At 60.1% G+C, this 18,791-nt stretch carries 19 protein-coding genes; 12 read left to right on the top strand and 7 right to left on the bottom strand.

What is annotated here, in order from left to right; translation table 11 throughout:
• Nucleotides 1-30: 30 nt before the first annotated feature.
• The 3 genes from PspS35_RS08070 to PspS35_RS08060 all read left to right on the top strand — a co-directional run bounded on the left by PspS35_RS08070 (nucleotide 31) and on the right by PspS35_RS08060 (nucleotide 3,236).
• Nucleotides 31-1,107 carry a DUF748 domain-containing protein gene (locus PspS35_RS08070; protein WP_159933478.1) on the top strand — a complete coding sequence of 359 codons (1,077 nt, stop codon included), beginning with the start codon at nucleotides 31-33 and terminating at the stop codon, nucleotides 1,105-1,107.
• A 105-nt stretch (nucleotides 1,108-1,212) separates the two neighbouring features.
• The gene (locus PspS35_RS08065; protein WP_003210690.1) at nucleotides 1,213-2,058 is read left to right on the top strand and encodes a MoxR family ATPase; all 846 of its coding nucleotides are present in this window, start codon (nucleotides 1,213-1,215) and stop codon (nucleotides 2,056-2,058) included.
• Nucleotides 2,058-3,236, top strand: coding sequence for a VWA domain-containing protein (locus tag PspS35_RS08060; RefSeq protein ID WP_159933477.1), 1,179 nt, complete (start codon nucleotides 2,058-2,060; stop codon nucleotides 3,234-3,236). Before PspS35_RS08065 ends, PspS35_RS08060 begins: the two co-directional genes overlap by 1 nt.
• A 134-nt stretch (nucleotides 3,237-3,370) precedes the next feature.
• Here the strand turns inward: PspS35_RS08060 and PspS35_RS08055 are convergent, their stop codons facing one another.
• From PspS35_RS08055 to PspS35_RS08045, 3 genes are read right to left on the bottom strand one after another with little or no spacing between them, the layout of a single operon-like run.
• Nucleotides 3,371-4,279 carry a biotin-dependent carboxyltransferase family protein gene (locus tag PspS35_RS08055; protein WP_159933476.1) on the bottom strand — a complete coding sequence of 303 codons (909 nt, stop codon included), beginning with the start codon at nucleotides 4,277-4,279 and terminating at the stop codon, nucleotides 3,371-3,373.
• Complete coding sequence (gene pxpB / locus PspS35_RS08050) at nucleotides 4,276-4,980, bottom strand: 5-oxoprolinase subunit PxpB (RefSeq protein WP_159933475.1); 705 nt, start codon at nucleotides 4,978-4,980, stop codon at nucleotides 4,276-4,278. Before pxpB ends, PspS35_RS08055 begins: the two co-directional genes overlap by 4 nt.
• Nucleotides 4,977-5,717, bottom strand: coding sequence for a 5-oxoprolinase subunit PxpA (locus PspS35_RS08045; protein ID WP_159933474.1), 741 nt, complete (start codon nucleotides 5,715-5,717; stop codon nucleotides 4,977-4,979). The genes pxpB and PspS35_RS08045 overlap by 4 nt, the downstream gene beginning before the upstream one ends.
• A gap of 176 nt (nucleotides 5,718-5,893) precedes the next feature.
• On the opposite strand from PspS35_RS08045, the gene PspS35_RS08040 reads away from it, so the two are divergent.
• Entirely contained in the window at nucleotides 5,894-6,808 is a 915-nt protein-coding gene (locus PspS35_RS08040) for a LysR family transcriptional regulator (RefSeq protein WP_159933473.1), read from the top strand.
• A 61-nt stretch (nucleotides 6,809-6,869) separates the two neighbouring features.
• Here the strand turns inward: PspS35_RS08040 and PspS35_RS08035 are convergent, their stop codons facing one another.
• Genes PspS35_RS08035 through PspS35_RS08025 form a run of 3 tightly spaced genes read right to left on the bottom strand, consistent with a single transcriptional unit; the run spans nucleotide 6,870 to nucleotide 8,752 of the window.
• Nucleotides 6,870-7,412, bottom strand: coding sequence for a DUF2937 family protein (locus PspS35_RS08035; RefSeq protein WP_159933472.1), 543 nt, complete (start codon nucleotides 7,410-7,412; stop codon nucleotides 6,870-6,872).
• Between the two features lie 11 nt (nucleotides 7,413-7,423).
• Complete coding sequence (locus PspS35_RS08030; protein WP_159933471.1) at nucleotides 7,424-8,200, bottom strand: class II glutamine amidotransferase; 777 nt, start codon at nucleotides 8,198-8,200, stop codon at nucleotides 7,424-7,426.
• Between the two features lie 21 nt (nucleotides 8,201-8,221).
• The gene (locus PspS35_RS08025) at nucleotides 8,222-8,752 is read right to left on the bottom strand and encodes an MFS transporter (RefSeq protein WP_159933470.1); all 531 of its coding nucleotides are present in this window, start codon (nucleotides 8,750-8,752) and stop codon (nucleotides 8,222-8,224) included.
• Between the two features lie 24 nt (nucleotides 8,753-8,776).
• On the opposite strand from PspS35_RS08025, the gene PspS35_RS08020 reads away from it, so the two are divergent.
• On the top strand, nucleotides 8,777-10,819 hold the full coding sequence (locus PspS35_RS08020) for a S9 family peptidase (protein WP_159933469.1): 2,043 nt from the start codon (nucleotides 8,777-8,779) through the stop codon (nucleotides 10,817-10,819).
• A gap of 59 nt (nucleotides 10,820-10,878) precedes the next feature.
• Nucleotides 10,879-11,352, top strand: coding sequence for a cyclic nucleotide-binding domain-containing protein (locus PspS35_RS08015; protein WP_159933468.1), 474 nt, complete (start codon nucleotides 10,879-10,881; stop codon nucleotides 11,350-11,352).
• Here PspS35_RS08015 and PspS35_RS08010 read toward each other — a convergent pair.
• Nucleotides 11,349-11,627, bottom strand: a complete 279-nt coding sequence (locus PspS35_RS08010) for a hypothetical protein (protein ID WP_159933467.1) — start codon at nucleotides 11,625-11,627, stop codon at nucleotides 11,349-11,351. The two genes, PspS35_RS08015 and PspS35_RS08010, sit on opposite strands and share 4 nt — an antisense overlap.
• Before the next feature lie 78 nt (nucleotides 11,628-11,705).
• On the opposite strand from PspS35_RS08010, the gene PspS35_RS08005 reads away from it, so the two are divergent.
• The 6 genes from PspS35_RS08005 (at nucleotide 11,706) to PspS35_RS07980 (ending at nucleotide 18,749) form a co-directional block, all read left to right on the top strand.
• Nucleotides 11,706-12,392, top strand: a complete 687-nt coding sequence (locus tag PspS35_RS08005) for a hypothetical protein (RefSeq protein ID WP_159933466.1) — start codon at nucleotides 11,706-11,708, stop codon at nucleotides 12,390-12,392.
• Between the two features lie 273 nt (nucleotides 12,393-12,665).
• A complete protein-coding gene (locus PspS35_RS08000; RefSeq protein ID WP_159933465.1) occupies nucleotides 12,666-12,818 on the top strand; it encodes a hypothetical protein in 153 nt (50 codons plus the stop codon).
• A gap of 126 nt (nucleotides 12,819-12,944) precedes the next feature.
• Entirely contained in the window at nucleotides 12,945-14,213 is a 1,269-nt protein-coding gene (locus PspS35_RS07995; RefSeq protein WP_238786001.1) for an HlyD family secretion protein, read from the top strand.
• Entirely contained in the window at nucleotides 14,210-16,375 is a 2,166-nt protein-coding gene (locus tag PspS35_RS07990; RefSeq protein ID WP_159933464.1) for a peptidase domain-containing ABC transporter, read from the top strand. The genes PspS35_RS07995 and PspS35_RS07990 overlap by 4 nt, the downstream gene beginning before the upstream one ends.
• A complete protein-coding gene (locus PspS35_RS07985) occupies nucleotides 16,372-17,373 on the top strand; it encodes a hypothetical protein (RefSeq protein WP_159933463.1) in 1,002 nt (333 codons plus the stop codon). The genes PspS35_RS07990 and PspS35_RS07985 overlap by 4 nt, the downstream gene beginning before the upstream one ends.
• Complete coding sequence (locus PspS35_RS07980) at nucleotides 17,370-18,749, top strand: efflux transporter outer membrane subunit (RefSeq protein WP_159933462.1); 1,380 nt, start codon at nucleotides 17,370-17,372, stop codon at nucleotides 18,747-18,749. Before PspS35_RS07985 ends, PspS35_RS07980 begins: the two co-directional genes overlap by 4 nt.
• The last annotated feature ends 42 nt before the right edge of the window (nucleotides 18,750-18,791 follow it).

Raw genomic sequence — 18,791 nt, 5'->3', positions numbered from 1 at the left:
CCATGCTTTACCTGCAAGGAGAACTGCCCGATGAAACGTCGCTACAGCTGGCCACTATGGACCGTCGCCGGATTGCTGGTGGTCTTGGTTGCCGTGAGCATCGCCCTGCCCTATCTCGTGCGTAACTACCTGAATGACAAGCTGGCTGACATGGGCGACTACCGCGGCCAGGTGACCGATGTGGACCTGGCCCTGTGGCGCGGTGCGTACCGGATCAATGGCCTTGAGATCATCAAGGTCGATGGCAAGGTGCCCGTACCGTTCGTCAAGGCGCCGTTGATCGACCTGGCGGTGAGCTGGCACTCACTGTGGTACGACCATGCGGTGGTCGCCAAGGTACGGTTCATCAAGCCTGAAGTGAACTTCGTCGACGGCGGTGCCAACAAGCAGGCGTCCCAGACCGGTAAAGGCACCGACTGGCGCGAGCAGTTGAGCAAGCTGGCGCCCATCACCCTTGATGAAGTGCGCATCGAAGACGGCAAGATTGCCTTCCATAACTTCAGTTCCAAACCCGTGGTGAAGATCGACGCCACCGACGTCAACGCCAGCTTCTACAACCTGACCAACGTGGTCGACGTCAAAGGCAAGCGCGACGCCCGCTTCGACGGCAAGGCCCTGCTGCAAGGCCAGGCCCCGCTGGAAGCCAGCGCCACCTTCGACCCGCTGAGCAATTTCGAAAACTTCGAATTCCGTTTCCGCGCCAAGGATTTGCAGCTCAAACGCATGAATGACTTTGCCTCGGCCTACGGCAAGTTCGACTTCAAGGCGGGCACCGGTGATGTGGTGATCGAGGCCCAGGCCGAAAAAGGGCAGTTGACCGGTTACATCAAACCCCTGTTGCGCGATGTAGAAGTCTTCGACTGGCAGCAGGACGTGGAAAACAAAGACAAGAACATCTTCCGCTCGATCTGGGAGGCTGTGGTGGGTGCCAGCGAGACCGTATTGAAGAACCAGCAGAAAAACCAGTTCGCCACCCGTGTCGAACTCAGTGGCAGCGTGCATCAGCAAGATGTCGGCGCGTTTTCCGCGTTTTTGGCGATTTTGCGTAATGGGTTTATCCAGGCGTTCAACGCGCGCTATGAACAGCCCAAGCCCAGCGCAGATTAAAATGTCGCAGGGGCGGTTATTCAGAAACTGAATAACCCGTCTGCGTTCACAGTCGCCGGGGCTGCGCGGTATAGTCCGGGCATTGATGAATGCGAGGAAACACCGATGAAGTTCGAAGGCACCCAGGCCTATGTGGCTACCGATGACCTGAAACTGGCCGTCAACGCCGCCATCACCCTGGAGCGGCCGCTGCTGGTCAAGGGCGAGCCCGGCACCGGCAAGACCATGCTCGCCGAGCAACTGGCCGAGTCCTTCGGCGCCAAGCTGATCACCTGGCACATCAAGTCAACCACCAAGGCCCACCAGGGCTTGTACGAGTACGACGCGGTCAGCCGCCTGCGCGACTCGCAACTGGGCGTGGACAAGGTGCACGACGTGCGCAACTACCTGAAAAAGGGCAAGCTGTGGGAGGCGTTCGAGTCCGAAGAACGGGTGATCCTGCTGATCGATGAAATCGACAAGGCCGACATCGAGTTCCCCAACGACCTGCTGCAAGAACTCGACAAGATGGAGTTCTACGTCTACGAAATCGACGAGACCATCAAGGCCAAGAAACGCCCGATCATCATCATTACCTCCAACAACGAAAAAGAACTGCCGGACGCGTTCCTGCGCCGCTGCTTCTTCCACTACATCGCCTTCCCCGACCGCACCACCCTGCAGAAGATCGTGGATGTGCACTACCCCGACATCAAGAAAGACCTGGTCAGCGAAGCGCTGGACGTGTTCTTCGACGTGCGCAAAGTCCCGGGTCTGAAGAAAAAACCATCCACCTCCGAACTGGTCGACTGGCTCAAGCTGCTGATGGCCGACAACATCGGCGAAGCGGTGCTGCGCGAACGCGACCCGACCAAGGCCATCCCGCCGCTGGCCGGTGCCTTGGTCAAGAACGAGCAAGACGTGCAGTTGCTGGAACGTCTGGCGTTCATGAGCCGTCGCGGTAATCGCTGATGTTGCTCAACCTGTTCAACGAAATGCGTGCCGCCAAGGTGCCGGTGTCGGTGCGCGAGCTGCTCGACCTGATCAACGCGCTGAAACAGCGCGTGACGTTCGCCAACATGGACGAGTTCTACTACTTGGCCCGGACGATCCTGGTGAAGGACGAGCGGCATTTCGATAAGTTCGACCGGGCCTTCGGCGCCTATTTCAACGGCCTGGAAAAACTCGACGACCACTTGCAGGCGCTGATCCCCGAAGAGTGGCTGCGCAAGGAGTTCGAGCGTTCGCTCAGCGATGAGGAGCGTGCGCAGATCCAGTCCCTCGGCGGGCTGGACAAGCTGATCGAGGCATTCAAGAAACGCCTGGAAGAACAGAAGGAACGCCACGCCGGCGGCAACAAATGGATCGGCACCGGCGGCACCAGCCCGTTCGGTTCCGGCGGCTACAACCCCGAAGGCATTCGCGTCGGCGACGCCGGCCAGCGCCAGGGCAAGGCGGTCAAGGTCTGGGACCAGCGCGAATACAAGAACCTCGACGACCAGGTGGAGTTGGGCACGCGCAATATCAAGATCGCCCTGCGCCGCCTGCGCAAGTTCGCGCGCCAAGGCGCGGCCGAGGAGCTGGATATCGATGGCACCATCGACCACACCGCCCGCGATGCAGGGCTGCTGAACATCCAGATGCGCCCGGAGCGGCGTAACACCATCAAGCTGTTGCTGCTGTTTGATATCGGCGGCTCGATGGACGCCCACGTCAAGATCTGCGAAGAGCTGTTCTCGGCGTGCAAGACCGAGTTCAAGCACTTGGAGTACTTCTACTTCCACAACTTTGTGTACGAGTCGGTGTGGAAGAACAACCAGCGCCGCACCTCGGAGCGCACCGCCACCCAAGACCTGCTGCACAAGTACGGCGCGGATTACAAAGTGATCTTTATCGGCGACGCGTCGATGGCCCCGTATGAGATCACCCAGGCCGGCGGCAGCGTCGAGCATTGGAACGAAGAGCCGGGCTATGTATGGATGCAGCGCTTCATGGCCAAGTACAAGAAGCTGATCTGGATTAACCCGTATCCGAAGGACACCTGGGGCTACACGGCGTCGACCAAGATTGTGCAGGACTTGGTGGAGGATCAGATGTTTCCGCTGACGCTGCGCGGGTTGGAAGAAGGGATGCGCTTGCTCTCCAAATAAACGCCGACCCAAATAATGCAGGAGATCTAATGCGGGAGGGGGCTTGCTCCCGATGGCGGTGGGTCAGTCACTGATGGGTTGACTGACACACTGCTATCGGGAGCAAGCCCCCTCTCACATTTTAAATTGCGGTGTTATGTAAATCGGCGCAAATACTCGACATGCTGCCGATGCGCCGTTTCCTGGACAACCGGCACCACCCTCACCTTTTCTCCCGGTAAACACTGCGCCAGCCGCGCCAGCGCCAACGGCGTCAACGCCCCCAGGCGCGGATAACCGCCAATGGTCTGCCGATCATTGAGCAACACAATCGGCTGCCCATCCGGCGGTACCTGGATTGCGCCCAGCGGGATCCCTTCGGAAATCAGCGACGGCCCCTGGTACTGCAACGGCGTGCCCAACAAACGCATGCCCATGCGGTCGGCGCGGCTGTCCAAGGTCCACTCGGTGTTAAACACATCGAACAGGCTCTGGCCGCTGAACTGGCCGATCTGTGCACCGACGATCACGTCCAGCGGTGCCTTGGCCGCAAGTGCGGGCTCGCTTAAAACGTTCATCGCCCCGCCCGTGCCCGAATAAGCCAACCGCCCACCTTCACCGAGCGCCTTGCCAAAACCGTCCAGCCCGCCCAATTCCTCGCGCACCACCGTGGCGCAGCTGCCCAGCACAGCCGGCGCGTCAAACCCACCCGGCGCCGCCAGGTAAGCCCGTGCGCCGTTGAACGGCTGGGTAAAACGCAAGCGCTGGCCTTTTTGCAGGATAAAACTGCGGCCAGGGCTGAGAGCTCGTTCGTCGATAAACGCGCCCAGGTCCGCACCGGCCAGGGCCAGCAGGCAATAATCCTCAGCCTGCACGGTAAAGCCGCCCAACGTGATTTCCACTACCGGCGCGTCCAGCGCGTTGCCCAGCAGCCAGTTGGCCCAGGACATTGACACCCAATCCAGCGCCCCGCCCTGGGTAACGCCCAGGTGGCGCACGCCAAAACGGCCGGCGTCCTGCAACAGACACAGCGGCGTGCTGGCCTCGATGATCAAGCGGCTCATGCCTGCGCCTCCAACGGCGTGTCATCGCCACCCAGGTTGATGAATTCGGCGCGACTGACCGCTTCGAAGCGCACCGTGTCGCCAGGTTGCATGAGGCTGTAGCCGTCGCGCGCGCGGTCGAAGAGTTTGGCGGGGGTACGGCCGATCAGGTTCCAGCCGCCCGGAGAAACAACCGGGTAAGCCGCCGTCTGGCGCTCGGCGATCCCCACACTGCCGGCCGCCACGCGTTTGCGCGGGGTGTTGAGGCGTGGGCTGGCGAGGACTTCGTCCACCAACCCCATAAAAGCAAAACCAGGGGCGAAGCCGAGGGCGAACACCTGATATTCATGGGCGCTGTGGCGACGGATAACGGCGTCGACGGCCAGGCCACTGCGCTGGCTGAGCAAGCTCAGCTCCGGGCCGACACTCAGGTCGTACCACACCGGCAGCACATGGCATTGGCCGCTTCCTTGGGCCAGGGGCTGCAAGTCGGTGAACGCATGGTCGATCAGCTCACGGGCCTGGGCCGGGCTCAGTGCGATCAGGTCGTAATGCACCATCAAGGTGGTGTAGGACGGCACCAGGTCCACCAATGCCGCGCCAAACCCCTCGCGCAGACGTTGGGCGGCGGCGAGCATCCACGGCATGTTGGCTTCTGCGATCGCATCGAACAGACGCACCATCAGGCAGTCGATGGCCACCACTTCAATCCGTGGCTTCATGCTGGCTTCAACGCCTCGCGGATACGCTGCACGGCAGCAATCGAACTGGCGTTGTCGCCATGCACGCACAGGGTATTGGCCTGTAACACAAGGGCGCTGCCGTCGCTGGCCGTCAGCGATTCGCCACGAGAAATCGTCAGGGCTTGCTGGATGATCGTTTCGGCGTCGTGGTGTACGGCGCCTGGTAACTGGCGGGACACCAAGTGGCCATTGTTATCGTAGGCGCGATCAGCGAAGGCTTCGAACCACAGGGTCACGCCGTACTCGTCACCCAAGGCCTGGGCCGCGCTGTTGTCACGGGTGGCCAGCAGCATCAGTGGCAGGTCGCCATAGGCGGCCACGGCCTGGATCACCGCACGCAACTGCGCAGGGTTGGCCATCATGTCGTTGTACATCGCGCCATGGGGTTTGACATAGCTGACACGCCCGCCCTGGGCACGACAGATGCCGTCGAGTGCGCCGATCTGATAGTGCAACAGGTCCTGGATTTCCTGAGGCGTGTAGGCCATGGAGCGACGGCCAAAACCTTGCAAGTCCTGGTACGCCGGGTGCGCCCCCACTTGCACGCCATGCTTGAGCGCCAGGCTGACAGTCTTGCGCATGATGCTCGGGTCGCCCGCATGAAAGCCGCAGGCCACGTTGGCGCAATCAATGAACGGCATGACATCGGCGTCCAGACCCAAGGTCCAGTTGCCAAAGCTTTCGCCGATGTCGCAATTCAGTAAAAGACGGCTCACGGCCTGACGCTCCTGTAGGACTTATTTTTTTGTAGTGTGGGATTTTTAACGCAGAACGCGCAACTTGTCCTGACACCCCACCGACGCTTATCGTGCAATGGCTCGATTTTTGGCGCTGGCCCGGTGCGGCGTCCAACTAATAAAAACCGATCCATGCATAAGAAAAAGTTGATCCCATGAATTTGAAGTTCCTCGAAACCTTCGTCTGGGTGGCCAAGCTCAAGAGCTTTCGCCTGACGGCCGAGAAGCTGTTCACCACCCAGGCCTCGATTTCCAGCCGCATCGCCGTGCTGGAAAGCGAGTTGGGGGTGAAGCTGTTCCTGCGTGATTCGCGGGGCGTGAGCCTGACGCCGGAAGGCTTGAAAGTGCTCGATTACGCCGAGCAGATGATGGTGACCATGCAAGGGCTGAAGCAATCCTTGGAGACCACCAGCAGCAAGGTCGGGCGTATTCGGATCGGCGCGATGGACACGGTGATCCACACCTGGCTCAGCCCGCTGGTGGCGGAACTGATGGACCATTTCCCTTTGGTGGAAATCGAATTGGTCGCCGATACCGCGCTCAACCTCAGCGATCAGCTGCAAAAAGGCTTTCTCGACCTGATCCTGCAAACCGACCTGCTGCGTCTGGAAACCGTACGCAGCCTGGAACTGTGCAGCCACCCCATGGCCTGGATCGTCGCCAGCCAATCGATCTACCACCGCGACTACGCCTCCCTCGCCGAACTGGCCCAGGAGCGCATCATCACCTACTCGAAAAACTCCCACCCGCACCAGGATGTGCTGAGCCTGATGCAGGCCAACGGCGTGGCCGCGCCACGGATGAACTGTGTGAATTCGGTGTCGGCGATTACGCGGCTATTGCGCGACGGATTCGGCATCGGCGCACTGCCGCCGGTGCTGGTGCGCGAAGAGCTGGCACGCGGGGAGTTGGTCATGCTGCCGATGGCGCAGAAACTGCCGAACCTGCAAGTGGTGGTGTCGTGGCGCGTGGGGGTGGAATTGGTGGAGGAGATTGTCGGGTTGTGCCAGAAGGTCGTTGGTCGCTATGCCGAGGAAGTCGGCGAAGAGCGGATGCTGCTGAGCAACTGAATAAACCGGATACAAATGTGGGAGGGGGCAAGCCCCCTCCCACATTAGACCGGGTTGAGCGTTAAAGACCCTTCAGGTCCCGCTCTTCAATCGGCCGGCTCTGGCGCAGGCGCTTGCCGCCCAGCACCACCCAGTCGATCAACCGGAACAGACACTCCAACCCAAACGACAGCAGCATCGCCCCGCCCAATCCCCAGCCCATGGCTTCAGGGGTCAGCAGGATCTGGTAGCTGTAGCCGTTCCAGGTTTCCTTACGGATATCCGGGTCGGCAGCCACTGCCACCTGCAAGGCGCGGATGTACCACGGGCCTTGCATGGCCTGGAATTGTTTATCCAACGCCACCTGGCGATCGAGCATGGCGCCCAGGCTGCTGGCATCGCTCTGGAACACCGGGTCATCACTGGCGCGGTAGTGCGCCACCAACGCCTTCAAATCACCGTTGAAAAACTGCCTTGCGGTGGACTCGAACCCGCTGAGGCCGGTCTGGGCCTCGATCAGGTGAGCCTCGACGCGCTTGGCGTAGTCATTGATAAACCCTGGCACTTGCACGCCGACCAACAGGCCAATGGCAAACAGCACCAACCGCAGATAGCTGAGCAACATGGTCGATATCCTTACTCAGTAATGCCCTGGCTGACGCATTCACCGCGTCGCCACAGGCTCCATTGGCCCGGTTCGTAGCGGGTCCAGTTTTCGTTGTCGGTCAACGGCTCGGTGGCGATCACCGTCACTACGTCATTGGGCGTGGTTTCGGCCTGGAAATCGACGATTACGTCGACATCTTTCAAACGCGCCGGGCCAAACGGGGCACGCCGGGTGATCTGCGCCAACTTGGTCGAGCAGTAGCAGAACAGCCAGTCACCGTCACTGAGCAGGCAGTTGAACACGCCTTTGCTGCGGTATTCGGCGCAGGCGGCGATCAGGTCCGGCAACATCTGCTCGATGCCTACCGGTTCGGGGAAGGCTTCGCGCACGCGGTTGAGCAAATCGCAGAAGGCCGCTTCGCTGTCGGTATCGCCGACCGGGCGGTAGAAAGTGGCGCGGGGGTTGAAGTCCGCCAGTTGGCCATTATGGGCAAAACACCAGTTGCGGCCCCACAGTTCGCGCACGAACGGGTGGGTATTGGCCAGGCTCACCTTGCCCACATTGGCCTGGCGGATATGGCCGATCACCACTTCACTCTTGATGGGGTATCGCTGCACCAGCAACGCGACTTCCGATTCACTGCTCGCGGCCGGGTCCTGGAACAGACGCAGGCCACGGCCTTCGTAGAACGCGATGCCCCAACCGTCGCGGTGGGGACCGGTACGCCCACCGCGCTGCATCAGCCCGGTAAAGCTGAACACGATATCGGTAGGGACGTTGGCACTCATGCCCAATAATTCACACATGCCAGGGCTCTCGCTGCAACGTTAAAGACGCGGTTCGACCCGCATGCCACTGACAGGCGCCGGACGGCGGAATGGTTCATCATCTTGCGCCAGTTCGGCGGCCAGGGCGGCATCGGTAGCGGCCTTGCGCTCACGGCGCGCATTGGCGGCACGCTCGATGGGCCAGCGGATCAACACAACCACGAGGTACACGCCAAAGGCGATCATGGTGTACATGAACAAATCGGAAATCGCGCGCCAGGCGTTATTGCCGACCTTGAGCACCAGGTCCAGGGCAGTGATGGCCACGGCCGGGGCGAACTGAGTCTTGACCGGGTCGACGATGGTCGGGCTCAACAGCAACACCGCCATCAGCAATTGCAATGGCTCACGCAGCCAGCGCCAGATCCAGCGCGTCATGCGCCACCACACCAACAGGCAGCCCAAAGCGGCGAAGGCGTAAAGGCCCCAAGCGGTCAGATAGTCGTTCTCGGTCATGGTGTCCATGGCAAGGCTGGCAAAGAGGCGGCTATGATAACGGCTTTTGCGTGTCGCGGCTGCAAAGCCTGCCACCGTCCGCCAGATAGAGAATAATCCATGCCTACATCGACCACCCCGATTGCCCGCAAGGCCCCAGGCCAGGATCCTTACGCTTGGCTGCAAGAACGCGACAACGCTGAAGTACTCGATTACCTCAAGGCCGAAAACGCCTGGCAGGACGCCCAGCTCGCCGACCAGGCCGCCTTGCGCGAAAGCCTGTTTGAAGAGATCAAGGGCCGCATCCTCGAAACCGACCTTTCCCTACCCTCGCCGTGGGGCCCGTACCTGTATTACACCCGCACCACCGCCGGTGACGAGTACGCCCGGCACTACCGCTGCCGCCGCCCCGCCGACGACGGCAATCAGGTAGACGATAGCAGCGAAGAGCTGTTGCTGGACCCGAACGCACTGGCCAATGGCGGTTTCTTCTCCCTCGGCGCGTTCAGCATCAGCCCCGACCATCAGCGCCTGGCCTACAGCCTGGACACCAGCGGCGATGAGATCTACACCCTGTTCGTGAAGGAATTGGCCACCGGCAAGGTCAGCGAACTGGAGTTCCAGGACTGCGACGGCAGCATGACCTGGGCCAACGACAGCCTGACCCTGTTTTTCGCTGAGCTGGACGACACCCACCGCCCACACAAACTGTATCGCTATCGTCTGGACGGCACGGCAGCGCAGGAAGTGTTCCATGAGCCCGACGGGCGATTCTTCCTGCACTGCTACCGCTCCAGCTCCGAGCGCCAGTTGCTGCTGGCCCTGGGCAGCAAGACCACCAGCGAAATCTGGGCACTGGACGCCAGCCAGCCGCACTTGGACTTCACGTGCATGGCGCCACGGGTCGAGGACCACGAATACGATGTCGACCACGGCCAACTGAATGGCGCGTGGACCTGGTTTATCCGCAGCAACCGTGATGGCATCAACTACGCACTGTTCGTCGCCACCGACATTGGCGACGTGCCCACCGAGGATGAGTGGCAAAACCTGATCCCCCACAACAATGACGTGATGCTCGACGGCGTGAGCCTGAATACCGGCGCCATGACCCTGAGCCTGCGCATCGGCGGCCTGCCGGTGATTGAAGTGCACCCACAAGGCGTGCCGGCGTATCGCGTGGAATTGCCTGACGCTGCCTACAGCCTCTACGTACAAAACAGCCTGGAATTCCCCAGCGACAAGATCCGCCTGCGCTACGAAGCCCTGAACCGCCCGGCCCAGGTGCGTCAGCTGGAACTGGCCACTGGCACGCAACAGGTGCTCAAGGAAACCCCAGTGCTGGGCGCGTTCAACGCCGACGACTATGTCAGCCAGCGCCTGTGGGCCACCTCCGCCGATGGCACCCAGGTACCGATCAGCCTGGTGGTCAAGCGCGATCAACTCGGCAAAACCACCCCGCTCTACCTGTACGGCTACGGCGCCTATGGCCAAAGCCTCGACCCGTGGTTCTCCCATGCGCGCCTGAGCCTGCTGGATCGCGGCGTGGCGTTTGCTATTGCGCATGTGCGTGGCGGCGGCGAACTGGGTGAAGCCTGGTACCGCAACGGCAAGCAGGAACACAAGCAGAACACCTTCAGCGACTTTATCGCCTGCGCCGAACACCTGATCGCCCAGGGCCTGACGACGTCCAAGCAACTGGCCATCAGTGGCGGCAGTGCCGGTGGCCTGTTGATCGGCGCGGTGCTCAACCAGCGTCCCGAACTGTTCCAGGCGGCGATTGCCGAAGTGCCATTCGTCGATGTGCTCAACACCATGCTCGACCCGGAGCTGCCGCTGACCATCACCGAGTACGACGAATGGGGCAACCCCGAAGAGCCCGAGGTGTACGAACGCATCAAGGCCTACGCGCCGTACGAAAATGTCCAGGCCCAGGCCTACCCGCACCTGCTGGTGATCGCCGGCTACAACGACAGCCGCGTGCAGTACTGGGAAGCGGCCAAATGGGTGGCCAAGCTGCGTGACACCAAGACCGACCGCAACCTGCTGTTGCTCAAGACCGAACTGGGCGCAGGCCACGGCGGGATGAGCGGTCGTTACCAGGGATTACGTGACGTAGCGCTCGAATATGCATTTGTGTTCAAGGCGCTGGGGTTAGTTTAGGAACTTAGTGCGGCGGTTCTGTCTGAACACAGGACCGCTTGCCGATTGATGGACCAGTCATGCCACAACCGACCTTACTGAACGATGAAATCCGCGACATGCTCATGGACTGCGGGCTGTTCGACCCGCTGTTGCCGGAGGATTTTCACGTCGCCGCCGGCTACTTCAATATCAGCAGCATTGCCCAGGACGATGTGATCTTCCTCGAAGGCGATGCGGGCACCTTCATGTGCATCCTCCACAGCGGCCAGGTGGCGGTGCAGAAGACCCATCACGACGGCCAGCGCCTGACCATCGCTACCCTGCGCAGTGGCCGGGCCTTTGGTGAGATGGCGGTACTCGATGGCGAGCGACGCTCGGCCAGTTGCGTGGCGGCCAGTGACTGCGTGCTGTTGAACCTGGGCAAGGATTCCCTGGAAAAGATGCTCAACGAAACGCCTCGGGTGGCCGCGAAGATCATCCGCGCGATTGCGATTGCCTTGTCCAAGCGTCTGCGCATGGCCGACGGGCAGTTGCTGTCCCAACAGTTTTAACCGCCGGGGGTCTTCGGTTTGCTGTCGTTCTGTTGCAGACCGGGTACCGTCTGGTCCTTGGGTGGCGTCGGCAACACGATAGGCGCCAAGGGCGGTGAGCCGTTGGTCTTGGGCTGCGCAGGCGGGGTGACTTGGGGGTACAACGTCGGTGTTGGCGTGCCCGGTGCACCAGGGGTTGCTGCTGGCGCAACCGGGACGGTTTGCAACTCCTGAGCCTGCGCCGCACCGGATGCGAGCGCGCTCAACACAATGACCGCTAGAATGCTGCACTTCATCGATGGCTCCATGGCCTGACCGGAATGTCGTAAGGCTACTCCCAACCGCGCAAGAATGCCCTTCCCAATGAGATTTCCATGAAACGTTTCGTTCTGCTGGACACCACCCCGATCCCCGACAACGGCGGTGCCTTGTGCCTGTTCGAATACGGCGAGGATTTTGTCATCAAGATCCAGGGCGGTGACGGCGGCCAATTGATGAACACGCGCATGCACGGCTCCGAAGATGCGCTGGCGGAGATTCCCTGCCGCAAGGTCGCCGGGCGCCCTGCTTCACGGGTGCTGATTGGCGGCCTGGGCATGGGCTTTACCCTGGCCTCGGCCCTCAAGCATTTAGGCAAGACCGCCGAAGTGGTCGTCGCCGAACTGGTGCCGGGCGTCGTGGAGTGGAACCGTGGGCCGCTGGGGGAAAAATCCGGGCGCCCGTTGCTGGACCCACGCACGGTGATCCGCATGGAAGACGTGGCCAAGGTGCTGCAAGCCGAGCCCCAGGGCTTTGACGCGATCATGCTCGACGTCGACAACGGCCCCGAAGGCCTGACGCAAAAAGCCAACAGCTGGCTCTACTCCGCCGGCGGGCTCGCCGCCTGTGCCAAAGCCCTGCGGCCCAAGGGCGTACTGGCCGTGTGGTCGGCCAGTGCCGACAAGCTGTTCAGCGACAAACTGCGCAAAGCCGGTTTCAAGGCCGAGGAAGTGCAAGTGTTTGCCCACGGCAATAAGGGCACCCGGCACACCATCTGGATTGCGGAAAAACTCAAGAGCTGAAAAAACCGCTCCGCCGCATGAAACAAACTTTATATTTTATCGGCAACGCCTGTGCTTGCCGATAAATTACTACCAACACTTTTACCCGTTTCTTACATACACCAGCACCCGCCGCTGACATTCCTCTCGTTAAAAATCAAAGAAACTGCCACCACTGCGCGGCACAACGCTTCACCGTGCAGACACTGTTCGGAGACGAAGTAATTATTTTCAGTATCCGTTACAGCTTCTTACTCATACGTAGCAAGGGTGATTGTTATGCAAGAAAAAACCATGACCGAACTCGACATCAACGAACTTGAGGAAATCCGTGGCGGAGGTGCTTTAGTCAATGCGATGACAGGCGCAGCCACTTGGACTGAAGGCGCAGCAAACTCCGTCGCAAATTGGAGCGAAGGTGTTTTCAAGGCTGTAACTAACAGCTGATTCATAAAGCCGTTATTTGCGCTATGTAAAACAGGCCAAGGAAAGAGCAACTACCTTCCTTGGCCTTCTTATTGACTGGATCATTAACATCCCCCTACAAGTATTGAGAGAGTCACTGGTCTAATTATGCTTGAACTGGGAAGTGTCACACCAAGGTCATCCGTTCGGCCATTGGTGTTCGGCTGGTTGATTTGCCTCTTTTTCATGACTGCACTCATCCTGCTGTTCACGGGCACTTATGCAAGAAAAGAGGAAATAACAGGCCATATTCAGACCCGCGATATTGTACGTATTACCAGCGAACGATCAGCCCATATCAAAGAGGTGCTGGTGGGCGCCGGAGAAACAGTCAAAAAGGGCCAGCCATTGCTGCAGATGCTGAACAACAACCCGGAACTCGTCAGTGGACAAACCCGCACGACGTCTTCCAGCGCGAGTGCTGAGCGGCTTGAGCACCTCTTGGCAGATCGGCTTGCAGACGAGGCCAGCGCACGATCAACCCATGACGCCCAGCAGCAACTGCTCCACCTGCAACGTGAACAATTGCGTGCAAGCCTGCAACTGAACAGCACCGTCCAACAGTCCATACAGCGTCGTGCCAACATCGCCCTGGAACAAAAACAACGGCATGAACGCCTGGCCGAACAACAGGCCATATCCCAGGCAGATCTTAACGCCGCAACGGTCCATCACGAGTCGGTGCTGCAGGACCTGGCCACCAATGAGCTGGCCAGGACTCACGCCCAACAGCGCTTGCTTGAGCTTGAACAAGCCAGCCATGAGAACGAACAGGCCTTGACCCGCCGCCTCAGCGAACTGGCACGTCAAGACCATGAACTGCGCGAACAACTGCAAAATCTGCATAAAAACCAAGAGTACGTACTGCTTTCCCCCGTCGACGGCGTTGTCGACAGTGTTTCGGTTTTTTCAGGTAGCCGAGCGGACATCGGGCTCCCGATGATCGTGCTGCGGATCAACCAACCCTCCCTCCATGCCCCGGTGGTGGTGCTTGAAGTCAGCCCTTCGGCCATTGGCTTCGCCCAGGTGGGCAGTGAGGTGATCGTGCGAATCGACGCGTTCCCCTATGCGCGTTACGGGGTTATCAAGGGGTCTATTGTGCACAGCACCTCAAGCACGTATCTGAACACCACGCCGATTGGCACCGCCGACCCTGCCCGCAACGGCCAGGTATATCTGGTGGAGGTTAACCTCGACTTCGAGGGCAGCAGGACCCAGATCCAACAGGGGTGGCTCAAAGACGGTATGACCCTGCGCGCCTCATTGAGCCTGGAGCGCTTGAATCTGATGCAATGGCTATTCCTGCCGGTGCTCAAGGGCATCGAACGCGCCCCCGACTTTCGAAGCTTGCCTTCCACTGACGGGCATTCGCTATGACAGCATTCAAACAGGTACTGACCGACGCACTCAATCGCTCGCGGCAATGGCTGCGCAAACGCATGCCAGTGATTCTCCAGGACGAGATGTCCGAATGCGGCATCGCCTGCATCGCCATGATCAGCAGCTACTACGGCAAAAACCTGAGCCTTCGCGAAATGCGCCAGCACTACCGGGTGGCACGCGATGGAATGTCATTGCTGCAAGTGGTCAAGATGTGCGAAGAACACAACTTGATTTCCCGCCCCCTGCGCTTGACCCTCGCTAACACGGTGCATCTGCGTACGCCGTCAATCCTGTTCTGGAACAACCGGCATTACGTGGTTCTGGAATCCACCAATGCTCGCGGGCTGCATATCGTCGACCCGGCGGTCGGGCGGCGGTTCTATACCTGGGCCCAGGCGCTGACGATGTTCAGTTCAGTCGCGCTGGAAGTGCAACCGGGTCTTTCATTCACGACAAAGGTCAAGGGCACGGACAAGCAGTCGTTGAGTTTTACCCACCTGCTCGAGCGCAACCCCTGGCTGTTGCGCTACCTGATACCGATGGGGCTGCTATCCATTTTTGGCTACGTAGGTGCCATCGCCGCCCCCAAACTGTTTGCCCTGACGATTGACGAGGTCGTGGCAAAGAACGATCAGGACTTTCTGTACCTTATCCTCTACATCTTTGGCGCTTTGTTCATCTTCAAAACCCTGGCTGCGTGGCTCAGGGCAATCCTGGACATGCGCCTGCGAGTGGCGCTGAGCCTGGACCTGGCAACGGGAGTCGTTGCCTGGCTGCTGCGCCTGCCGGTGCAGTACTTCGAGCGCCGCGCCGCGGCCGACCTGCTGCGTCGAACCCAGGCCACGGAAAAAGCCTATCTGCAATTCACCTCCGGGACGATGGACATCACCATCGACCTGCTGGCCAGCGTGCTGTTCCTGGCATTGATGGCGCTGATCAACCCCATGTTGGCTGGACTGTCGATAGCGCTATGCGGTGTGTTTTTTGTATTTCGCAGCATCACGCTGCCGGCAATGGAGCGACATCACAAGGCGTCAATCGAGGCAGAGACGGCCCGCAACGTCACGCTGTTGAGCACGCTGGGCAACATCGAGTCGATGAAACTCTATCAATACGAAGCGGACCGACTGGCCACCTGGAACAATCACCAAGCTGACATGGAAAGCGCCAGGGCACGGGTTCAACACCTGCAAGTGATGAACAACGTGGTCCACGAGGGGTTATCTCACAGCCACTCGTTGCTGGTGAGCGCGATAGGAGCGTTGGCAGTGCTGCATGGGACAAACAGCGTCGGCGACCTGTTTGCCTTTGTTCTCTACAAAGACCTGTTCATGGGGTGCCTGTTCAAAGCCATCGACAATTACATCAACCTGCGGCTGGTACGTGTCGAGTTGCTCAGGGTCGAGCAGATCGTCGACGAGCCCAGGGAAGCGATGGAGACCTGCGTTTATAGCGCCAAGGGACTGAATGAACCGGACCCGGTTACATCAATCAGCCTGGACGGTGCGTTGTTTCGCTACAGCTCGTTTGATCGACCGACCTTCAAGGACGTGCACCTGAGCCTGCCGGATAGCGGGCGCAAAATCGCGATCTTCGGGCCGTCAGGCTGTGGCAAAAGCACCTTGCTGAAAGTCCTCGCGGGATTTTACCCGCCCGACCAGGGCCAGTTGATGATCAATGGTGTGGCGCTGCAACGCTTCGGCCTGCGGCGCTATCAAAACAACGTGGCCTATGTCACTGCGATTGGCGAAATCATCGACGGCTCCGTCATCGAAAATATCGCCATGGGGATCGAGCCCCTGGATGGCGAGTACCTGCTGGCATGTGTCGAACAGGCCGGCCTGCTGGACAGCATTCGCGCATTGAGCAATGGCTTCAATACATTGCTCGGCCCGGGCGGCGTACAGCTGTCTTCCGGGCAACGACAACGGCTGTTGATCGCCCGCGCGCTTTTCCGTCGCCCAAACCTGTTGTTGCTCGATGAACCCACCTCGCACCTGGATGGCGATGCCAGGGATGTGATCATCGAAACGTTGCGCCGTCTCCCCATGCTCTGTGTAGTCGTGACCCATGACTTGGCGGTGACCAAAGCCTGCGACCGGGTATTGCAGATGGTCGATGGCCAACTGGTGCCCATGCCGGAAAACCGCCCATGAGCCTGCACTGGCGATTGCGCTGGGCTGTCGGCAAGGTCCACATTCACAAGGCCGTGTGTACCTTGCTGGCGACGGCATTGGGCGACGAAGTGCGGTCGCGTGGGCTGGTACGGTTACCGCAGTGGCTAGCGCACTTGCCAGCGCGCGCGCGCGGCGCGCACTACCTGCGAACCGTCCAAAACCTTGAGCTATTCGATCTGCCCCCCAATGACATTGAAGCCTGCGCCTGTCGTCATATCGCTATTGAATGGCAAAAAGGCATCCACCAACAGCGTTACCCCTTGCAGCACCCAGCGCTGTTACGCACCTGGATTCGCTCGGTTGCCTGGGTCGATCCCGAAAACCACTGGCAACGATTGCCTCACAGGCCGCACGTGCTGGTGCTGCTCCATACCGGCGAATACTGGATGGCAGTCGCCAGGCTGGTGGAGCACTACGCTGCCCCGACGCGTTTCGTGATTCCGATCTGGAACTACCGAGACGCGTTCACCCGCAGTGCCCTCATGAGCCTGGAAAGCCTGGGTCATACGGTCGAGATTCTCGACAGCAACGCACCTGCCACAGCGCTGTGTATTGCGCGCCGTATCAGGCAAGGCCATCAGGTCATCATCTTCTCGGATATACCAGTGAGCCTGAACACCAGCCGGGCCGGCGAGCCGGTCGATGGGACACTCTTCGGACGCGCCGCCCAGTTTGTCAAAGGGCCCATGTTCCTCGCTTCACGACTGGGCTGCCCGGTCCTGCTTGCCGGCCATCGCGTCCAGCTTGGTAGCCACGGCGAGCTGCATGCAATTGCCCATATCGCGCACGGGGAGGCGCGAGACATGCTGGCCCATTGGAGCAAAGCCATGGAACGCTTCATCCGCCAGGCACCAGAACACTGGTTCTACCTGTCGCAGATGGAAGCCTTCTACCAAAGACAACCCGATTCGGCGCAGCGACGTTCAAACATCCCTGGCGCCTTAACCAAACACACCCACCGCCGAGTTGCCCCATGAAAGCCTGGACCGGATTGCTGACGCTGGGCCTGGCCGGTTGCTCACTGACCCCTGACTACCAGGCGCCAGCCTTGCCAATTGCCGCGCACTGGCGCGATCACCCAACTGAAGTCGAGGCAAAGGCGCTGTCTGAATGGCACGAAGTTTTTTCCGACCCGCAACTTTATGCGCTGATCACGCAAGCCTTGCAGCACAATCGCAACTTGCAGGTTGCCATCCTGCGCATTGAGGAGGCCCGTGCTCAGCATGGCATCCAACGCGCCGGGCAATGGCCAGCAGTCGGCCTCAACGGCTCGACCGAACGAAAGCAGGTGTCCGCCCTGGATTCACCTGATGGTCAACGCCACATTCTCGAACACGGCCAGGTCGGGCTTGGCATCACCGCATTCGAACTGGACCTGTGGGGGCGCCTAGCTGCACTCAAGGACGCCGCTGGCCATAGCTTTGTGGCCACCCAGGAGGATGCCCGTAGCGTACAGATCAGCCTGATAGCAGAAGTAGCCAGCCACTACTACAAGGCCTTGGCCCTGCTGAACATGCGTGACCAACACCAGCAATTGCTCAGCATGGCGCATGCTGCAAGGCGGATGATGACCACGCGTTATGAAGCAGGTCTTGTCAGCGAGTTGCAGGATCGCCAGGCCGACAGTTGGTTGCAGAATCTGCAGAGGCAATCGGCAGAAACCGATCGCGAGCTGAACCTCACCCTTCACAACCTTGAGTACCTGGCCGGGACCCCGCTGGATCAATCCGGCCTACTGTCGGTTGCTTGGCGCGACGGCTCCGTCATCCTGCCTGTCAGCCCAGGCCTTGCGTCGCAACTCTTGACCCGCCGCCCGGACATCCGAGCCGCAGAAGCACGCCTGCGGGCGCTCGATGCGAACATCGGGGCTGCACGTGCGGCTTTTTTACCGTCCATCAGCCTGACCGCACTGCTCGGTGTCAGTAGCCCTCAGTTGGGGCAACTGTTCTCCGGTGATGCGAGAAGCTGGTCGTTCAGCCCGCAGTTGGGAGTGCCACTGTTTGATATGGGCAAGCGCCTGGCCCAACTGGACGTTGCCAAGGCCCAACGCGAAAGCGCCGTGGCCCATTATCAGTTGACGGTCCAGCAAGCCTTTCGTGAAGTGGCCGATGCATTGGGCTCTGCCGAACCGCTGCAAATCCGGCTTGAAGCCCAGGAGCGCACGGTGGCGAACGAGCTAAGACGGGTAGAGTTGGCAAATCTGCTGCTTAACGAAGGGCTGAACAGTTATCTGGAGGTCGTGGATGCGCAGCGCCGCTTAAGTTCGGCGCAACAGGATCTGATCAGTGTGCGCCTGTTGCAGATAAACAATCGGATATCCCTTTACAAAAGCTTGGGCGGTGGCTGGTCGTAACGACAAGGCTGCCAGGCTTGGTGCCCCTCCTATTTCACGCTG

This window comes from Pseudomonas sp. S35 (assembly GCF_009866765.1).
In the GTDB taxonomy this organism is placed as follows: domain Bacteria; phylum Pseudomonadota; class Gammaproteobacteria; order Pseudomonadales; family Pseudomonadaceae; genus Aquipseudomonas.
The sequence above is the reverse complement of the archived record's forward strand: the minus strand, read 5'-3'. Positions and strand labels throughout refer to the sequence as shown.

What these genes read in the sequence shown, in the direction of transcription:
- PspS35_RS08070 (WP_159933478.1), top strand. Translation starts at nt 31, where the DNA reads ATGAAACGTCGCTACAGCTGGCCACTATGGACCGTCGCCGGATTGCTG.
- PspS35_RS08065 (WP_003210690.1), top strand. Translation starts at nt 1,213, where the DNA reads ATGAAGTTCGAAGGCACCCAGGCCTATGTGGCTACCGATGACCTGAAA.
- PspS35_RS08060 (WP_159933477.1), top strand. Translation starts at nt 2,058, where the DNA reads ATGTTGCTCAACCTGTTCAACGAAATGCGTGCCGCCAAGGTGCCGGTG.
- PspS35_RS08055 (WP_159933476.1), bottom strand. Translation starts at nt 4,279, where the DNA reads ATGAGCCGCTTGATCATCGAGGCCAGCACGCCGCTGTGTCTGTTGCAG.
- pxpB (WP_159933475.1), bottom strand. Translation starts at nt 4,980, where the DNA reads ATGAAGCCACGGATTGAAGTGGTGGCCATCGACTGCCTGATGGTGCGT.
- PspS35_RS08040 (WP_159933473.1), top strand. Translation starts at nt 5,894, where the DNA reads ATGAATTTGAAGTTCCTCGAAACCTTCGTCTGGGTGGCCAAGCTCAAG.
- PspS35_RS08035 (WP_159933472.1), bottom strand. Translation starts at nt 7,412, where the DNA reads ATGTTGCTCAGCTATCTGCGGTTGGTGCTGTTTGCCATTGGCCTGTTG.
- PspS35_RS08030 (WP_159933471.1), bottom strand. Translation starts at nt 8,200, where the DNA reads ATGTGTGAATTATTGGGCATGAGTGCCAACGTCCCTACCGATATCGTG.
- PspS35_RS08020 (WP_159933469.1), top strand. Translation starts at nt 8,777, where the DNA reads ATGCCTACATCGACCACCCCGATTGCCCGCAAGGCCCCAGGCCAGGAT.
- PspS35_RS08015 (WP_159933468.1), top strand. Translation starts at nt 10,879, where the DNA reads ATGCCACAACCGACCTTACTGAACGATGAAATCCGCGACATGCTCATG.
- PspS35_RS08010 (WP_159933467.1), bottom strand. Translation starts at nt 11,627, where the DNA reads ATGAAGTGCAGCATTCTAGCGGTCATTGTGTTGAGCGCGCTCGCATCC.
- PspS35_RS08005 (WP_159933466.1), top strand. Translation starts at nt 11,706, where the DNA reads ATGAAACGTTTCGTTCTGCTGGACACCACCCCGATCCCCGACAACGGC.
- PspS35_RS08000 (WP_159933465.1), top strand. Translation starts at nt 12,666, where the DNA reads ATGACCGAACTCGACATCAACGAACTTGAGGAAATCCGTGGCGGAGGT.
- PspS35_RS07995 (WP_238786001.1), top strand. Translation starts at nt 12,945, where the DNA reads ATGCTTGAACTGGGAAGTGTCACACCAAGGTCATCCGTTCGGCCATTG.
- PspS35_RS07990 (WP_159933464.1), top strand. Translation starts at nt 14,210, where the DNA reads ATGACAGCATTCAAACAGGTACTGACCGACGCACTCAATCGCTCGCGG.
- PspS35_RS07985 (WP_159933463.1), top strand. Translation starts at nt 16,372, where the DNA reads ATGAGCCTGCACTGGCGATTGCGCTGGGCTGTCGGCAAGGTCCACATT.
- PspS35_RS07980 (WP_159933462.1), top strand. Translation starts at nt 17,370, where the DNA reads ATGAAAGCCTGGACCGGATTGCTGACGCTGGGCCTGGCCGGTTGCTCA.